Here is a 6,245-nt window from a genome sequence, read left to right on the forward strand (position 1 = left end):
GCGTTTTGACGCAAGGGCGGAGCCTTCGACGCGCACCCGCATAGCGGGTGGTTTTTTGCCCGCCGCGCTTCGCGCGCCGTGCAGGCTCACGAGCCTGAAGAAGAGGGGGCCGGCACTCGCCAGAGCGCCGCCCCCCCTCGGGTCGTCGGATATGTCGCAACCCCTTACGCCGTCAGGAGGGCGGCCAGGTCCTCGCGGGACGAGAACGGGCTCATCTCCACGAAGGCGTCCATAATCCCGATGCTCACCTCCACGGCCTTCGCGCCGCGCAGCACGGCGGACAGCATCGCCACACCCTGTTCCGTGAACGCGCGCGGAGGGTACCTCCACCATGCACTTCTTGCCGACTCCCCGGATAAGGTCACAATCTGTGACCTTACGTCCTCCGCCTCCTCCGGCGTCAGCTTGAAGCTGTAGCGCTCGGGAAACCGGCCGAGGTTGCGCGTTACGGCTTGGTTCAGCGCCTTGGTCTCCACCCCGTAGAGCGACACCAGATCTGCTGATCATCGACGAGTTCGGCTACCTGCCGGTTGACGTCGAGGGGGGGCGTGCCTCCTCTACCAGGTGATGGCGGCGACCTATGAGCCCCGGAGCATGATCGTGACCACCAACATCGAGTTCAGCCGCTGGGGCACGATGCTCGGCGACGACAAGCTGGCCAACGCAACCGTGGACAGAATAGTGCACCATGGCCACCTCATCGAGTTCGGCGGCCAGAGCAGGAGGTTCGATGAGGCCCTCATGATGGGCAACTCAGAAGAATAGGAAGGAACGGCGGCGCCCGGGCTGCGCGGCGGCGGAATCGTGAAACCCGAAAGAAAGTTTTTGTGAAACTACATTCTTGTGAAACACATCGAGCGTCCGAAAAAAGCTGGAGACTCCCTCGGGCACTGGACAAAGCACCAATGCGCTGCTACCATATGCTGCCAGCGGCGCCCCCGATGCACCCCTCTGCGGAGCTTCGGGGGCGCTTCTATCTCACGCGCCCGTAGCGCTCGCCTTCCAGTATGTAGACCCGTCCCCCAAACCGCCGCCTCGCACCCTCCACGAACTCGGCCAGCTCCGCATCGCCGAGAGCACCGTTCTCCGTGTTGTCGAACACGACGGCGATGGCGTTGAGCTTCTTCGACGCGCGCCGAAGATAGCCGTCTATGGTGCTGAACGAGGAGGCTTGAGACAGCGTCTTCAGCTCGTAGCCATTGGAAAGATCGGCGAGGCCGATGCGGCGCGCGCGTGAATCTCCGGCGTCCCCTGCGAGCACTGCGTCAATCACGAAATCGGCGCGCACGCCATGACGCCCGAGTCGCTCGGCCGTGCGCAGCTCCTGGGGGCGCCTGCGGCGGATCTCCTCCTCCAAGGAGGCCGTCTCGAACGAAGCGGCGGGCTCGCCTCCCCCTTCCAGCCACCCCTCATCCCGCGAGTGGATCTCTGTCGACACGTCGCCCTCTCCGGCCCAGCCCCGGTACCCGACAGCCGTGGCCTCGCAGTCCTCGAGGCGATCGCTGGCGATCTCGCCCTCCCAAGTGAACCGCGGGGAGGTACGAAGCCCGAACGGAGAACCCCCGGCACGTGCCCGCGCCATGGGAATGCCGCCCCCATCGCCACTGCCTCCCTCACCGCTGCAAGTCGCCCCGCCAACCATCTCTGCCCCGCCCCCTATCGATCGTTCCGTCATCCTAATGCAGGAGAACCCATCCTACTTGATCACGACCGCGGAAATGACGCGGGAATGTCCCGATCCGTTCCCCGCGCCGACCGCGACGGAGTCGCAAAACGCCCGGAAGACGCCCCAGAACCGCACTTAAGCCGCAGCTGTACGAGAGAGGGGGCACCGTCTACCTGGTGACGGCGCAGAGGGGGAAGAGGAAGCTGGAGGTTAAGACGATGCGGAAGGCGCATCGGTCGGGTGCCTCGTGCTAGCCGCGAGCGGCTCCCTTGGGCCTAAGTCCGAAACGACCCCGACGATAAGGGCATTATAGCATCGGCAATGCCGCCCGAGAACGGCGACGAGGCCGCGTTACCTGCATTCCACAGACGGCGGCGCTTCCACGATAAAGAAAATGACGAGACGTGCCTTTTCGCTTTGCCCTTGCCTCTCATCCTTACCAGCCTGCATGGAATCCAACTTCGAACGTTTGCCCTGCATCCAATTATCGCAAATTGCATCGATCAGCATGTTTGGTACCTTTCCATAAGAAGGAGGGGGCCGACGCTCGTCAGAGCGCCGGCCCCCTCTCGGTTGGCTATGTCTCGGCCCCGAAGGGCCGGCGGGTCGCCCCTACGCCGCCAGGAGGGCGGCCAGGTCCTCGCGGGACGCGAACGGGCGCGGCTCGGCGTCCGGGTCGTGGGCGGCGACGACCTCGCCCTCCCAGACCTCGCCGTTGCGGTCGAACTTGCGGCTCCGCACCACCCAGCGGAAGGCGGGGCGCACGCGCTCGTCCAGCGCGGCCACCTCGTCGGGGAACGCCATGCCCGAGAGCGTCCGCTCCAGCGCTGCCAGCTCGCTCTCGCCGGCGTCTGGCATCACGAGCCCGGCCTCCGGGCTGCACCCGGCGCCCTCGCCGACGAAGGCCAGGCGCATCTTCTCGCGCCTCTTGCCCTCGGCCCACACGATGCCGCCCGCCACGGCGGCCACGACGAGCCACCATGCGACGGCCACGACGAGATGCAGCGGATCATCCACGTGGTTGAATCCAAGAGCGAACCAGGCCCACAGCAAAACTCCGCAGGCGACAGCCGCGATCGCTGTGACGATCCAGTTGTTCTTTCTCATCTCAGTCTCTCCTTCCGTATCGGACGGGGGCGGCTCGCGGCCGCCCCCTCGCGGCTATCTCTTACAGGGCCTGATGGCCAGTCGCAGGCACTGTCTCGGCTTGCTCGTCCTCAATGCCGAGCACCTGCTTCTCGTAGTCGTCGACATCGTCGGCCAGGTGCAGACGGCGGCGCACCACCACGATACCATAAACAGCCGTGAGCAGGATGCCCAGGAGCATCACCCAATGCACCCAACAGTGCGGCTCGTCGAAGGCGCCCATGGGAGTCGCCTCGTCATCGATCGTCTCGGACTCATTAGCCGTCGGCGTGGCAGCCTGCGGCGTCGCGTCGTCCTCGATGGTCTCGGTAGCCGGGGCCGGGGTCGCGGGCGCAGGCGTGGCCGGGGTAGCCGGGGTGGCCGGCGTCACAGCAGCCGGAGTTACCGGAGCCGTCGGGACGACCGGAAGGGGAGCCGGCGTGGTGATTGAGAAATCACCCGGAACAACCGTCACCCGATAGTTCGGGTTGGCGCTGTAGCGAGCGCTGAGCACATCCGCGTAGGTGCCGACGGCCTGCGCCGCGTTGGTGCGGTAGAACGTGATCGTACCAAGGTCATCGGAGCTCACCAGAGGCGTTGCGGCGCTCACGCTACCCGTAAAGGCCGGGTCAGCGGTGCCGAGAACCTTGGTCGCGCTGTCGACGACGATCGTCACAGGACGCGGTGTAATAACGACCTGCGCCGACCCCGTGATCGTCTCGTAGTTCGGGCGCGTCACCGTGTATCCCACAGTATAGGTGCCGGCCTCGGTGAAGGCGTTCGCATTCGTGTAGGTTACCGTGGCGTCCGATGGGGCGTTCACGATTATGCCGTGGGCGGAACCGTCATAGAGGCCGCTGTATCCATTAGCCGAGATGGCATAGGAGGCGTTCACTACCTCGAGCACGCCAAGGGTCTCGCTCGCAAGCACGTAGTTGCCCTCCTTGGCCGTTCCGTTCCAGACGATGGAGTACGTGTTGTCAGCCGTACCAACCTCAGTGATGGAACCCGTAGCAGTCGCAGTTACCGTCTCGCCGGCCACTAGGTCGACGTCAACACGAGCATCGGTCAGCGGCGTGCCGTCATAGCTCTTGAGGGCATCGTAGGTCGTCACGGTGTAGGGGCGCGGTTCGATCTGATACGTCCGGTCGATAACACCCGTGTAGTCGCCGATACCTGTGATCGTCACCGTCTTTTCGCCGGCATCGGTCACGTTCTCGGAGTATTCAAGTGTGTAGTGCACGTTCTCAGTAAGAGTGGCGCCAGTGGTCTTATCGGTCACGTTGACTTCCTGGTAATGAGGCTGACCATCATAGACCAGAGACTCAGGCTGGCTCACTTCGAATGAGAACTTAGTCGGGATTTCGACCTCGGGCTCGGGGTCGGTGCCGGCGCCGTCGACCGTGGCGACGTTCTTCAGGCCGCCCTTGTCCACGTCGGCCTGGGTCACGGTGTAGGTCGCCTTGACGGTGACCTCGTCGCCGGGGGCCATGGAGGCGATGACGGCCTTGCCGTCGACGATGTCATAGCTGGTTCCCGCGACGATCTCGGCGCCGGGCATCTCGGCCACGGTCACGTTGGTCTGGGTGGTGTTGCCGGTGTTGGTCACGGTGATCTCGAACTCGGCGGTCTCGCCCTTCTTGAAAGTGCCGGAGTCGCCGGTTCCCTCGTTGACCAGTTTCTTGACGGCGGTCAGGGCAGGAGCGTCCTCCACCTCTGTCGTCACCTCTGCCTTCTTCTCCCCGTTCGCAGTCACCGCGTTGGTGATGTCGTTGTCGGTGGCCTTGACGGTATAGGAGTAGGATACGGTGACGGTCTCGCCGACGAGCAGGCCTTGGAGCGTTGCGTTGGAGAAGTCCGCTGCGCCGCTGAGGTTGCTCTCAACGGTGACGCCGGGACCACCGAGATCGACCAGCGAGTCTCCCAGGATAATGGGGTCGAGATACGCGACGCCCCCGGTGTTCGTGACGGTAATCTTGTAGTTGATGGTCTCGCCGGTCTTGAAGGTGCCGCCCTCGCCAGATCCCTCGTTCGCGACGCTCTTCTCGATGGTGTACTGCGGCGTCTTGGCCTTCCAGATCGCGAAGAGGATGTCGTCTCCTGCAGTCAGCGTATAGTGGTCGCCCGCAGTATAATCAGCGAAGGCGCTGTCCTCGCTGGTGCTCCAGCCGAGGAACTCATGCCCCTCCCAATCGGGAACCTCGCTCGTCACTATGACCTCAGAGCCCGTCTTGCCAGCGGTGGGATCGATGGAGCCGGGGGCACCGTTCAAATTGTACGACAGCTGATCATCCGCGGAACTCTCAACAACCTTCAGTGGAATGATCTCGTAGCCTATCACTTTATCATTGTTGTCACATATCTCATGAACAAGGTACGTCGTTCCCCCCGGAATGCCACTGATGGGATCCTTGGCGTTGTGGGTCGGCTGATTGGCTACGCTCACGCTGTCGTTAGTGAAGTACCACCAATGCCTAGGTTTGTTGCATGCTGCGCCGGTATCGCTAACCTGACCGTCGGATCCAATTACTGCCGACGGGAGAACTGTCGCATCGGGAAACATTTTTTTAAGCTGCTCGAGCGTCTTCCCTTCGAGAAGAGAGGGGTCGACTTGTCCATCCAGTCCTCCCTTTTCTCCCACCTTATATACAGGCAGCTCTTCTTCAGATGAGATCCGCGGCACGGCGAACGTAATCGGCTGCTCTGCGACCAGGTTGTCCTTCTGCTCGCCGTCGCCCTCGGTTTCAGTTTCCGTTCCGCTCACCTCCTCCTCGGGATCGCCAGACTCGGGCTGCACCTCAACGGGGGCGCCCTCGTTCTCCGAGCCCTCCGTCGGAGACTCCGTCTCCTTCTCGAGCTCGCCGGCCTCGTCCTCGGGCTGCACCTCGTCCCCGGGCTCGGCGGCGGGCTCGACGAACTCGATCGCCTCGCCCTCCTCGTCCTCGGCGTTGGCGTAGTCCGTGAACATGGTCACGTTCAGGAACGAGAACACCAGCAGCACCGACAGCAAGACTGACAGGAACTTGCCCTCCGTGGTGTTTCTTGCGTCCATGAACCGCGCTATGGTCCGCATACTCCGCACCTTCCTTCTGCTCCGTTTCCTACTACTTTTAAATACCGGCTTGGAGACCGGACATTTAAACCAGCTTTCCGAGGGACGAAGTGCATCCCCCGATGCGGCACCTGATGCTCGGGCGCCGAGGCACTCGTCCCTCCTCGCGGGCTTTTGTTGACAACTTGTAAACAAGTCATCGGAGAAGCGCTCGAAAAGGCTTTTTCGTCACCTTTTCGACACGCAAATTGCACCCGCGCGTTACTAGTGCCTAGAATCACTTTATTGATCTGGGCTTTTTTATTGCCTCCTGCGCGCTTGTCCGATGATGATTCCGCGCGTCGCCGATACTCATTCCACGCGTTGCCGATAGCCTAAGGCTCTTTCCTCCTCCACTTCCTT

General features: G+C 62.8%; 6 protein-coding genes and 1 pseudogene. 1 reads left to right on the plus strand and 6 read right to left on the minus strand.

The genetic code is table 11. From position 1 onward, the window contains the following. Positions 1-164: 164 nt before the first annotated feature. Both ACW4LP_RS12135 and ACW4LP_RS12140 read right to left on the minus strand, forming a co-directional pair. On the minus strand, positions 165-293 hold the full coding sequence (locus ACW4LP_RS12135; protein ID WP_261797849.1) for a hypothetical protein: 129 nt from the start codon (positions 291-293) through the stop codon (positions 165-167). 39 nt (positions 294-332) lie between these two features. Continuing rightward, positions 333-491: pseudogene (locus ACW4LP_RS12140) on the minus strand (ORF6N domain-containing protein); the annotation flags it as partial. 103 nt (positions 492-594) lie between these two features. On the opposite strand from ACW4LP_RS12140, the gene ACW4LP_RS12145 reads away from it, so the two are divergent. Then, positions 595-765: an ATP-binding protein gene (locus ACW4LP_RS12145; RefSeq protein ID WP_277726132.1), complete on the plus strand. Its 171-nt coding sequence runs from the start codon at positions 595-597 to the stop codon at positions 763-765. A 208-nt stretch (positions 766-973) separates the two neighbouring features. Here the strand turns inward: ACW4LP_RS12145 and ACW4LP_RS12150 are convergent, their stop codons facing one another. The 4 genes from ACW4LP_RS12150 to ACW4LP_RS12165 form a co-directional block, all read right to left on the minus strand. Continuing rightward, positions 974-1,582, minus strand: a complete 609-nt coding sequence (locus ACW4LP_RS12150; RefSeq protein WP_114549755.1) for a hypothetical protein — start codon at positions 1,580-1,582, stop codon at positions 974-976. Positions 1,583-2,017: 435 nt separating this feature from the next. Further along, positions 2,018-2,176 carry a hypothetical protein gene (locus tag ACW4LP_RS12155; RefSeq protein WP_161128409.1) on the minus strand — a complete coding sequence of 53 codons (159 nt, stop codon included), beginning with the start codon at positions 2,174-2,176 and terminating at the stop codon, positions 2,018-2,020. A gap of 102 nt (positions 2,177-2,278) precedes the next feature. Then, positions 2,279-2,773 (minus strand): hypothetical protein, encoded by a 495-nt coding sequence (locus ACW4LP_RS12160; RefSeq protein WP_455803862.1) that lies wholly within the window; start codon positions 2,771-2,773, stop codon positions 2,279-2,281. 61 nt (positions 2,774-2,834) lie between these two features. Then, complete coding sequence (locus ACW4LP_RS12165; protein WP_114549750.1) at positions 2,835-5,864, minus strand: DUF7507 domain-containing protein; 3,030 nt, start codon at positions 5,862-5,864, stop codon at positions 2,835-2,837. Positions 5,865-6,245 lie beyond the last annotated feature (381 nt).

It is taken from the genome of Adlercreutzia sp. CNCM I-6215 (genome assembly GCF_977072315.1).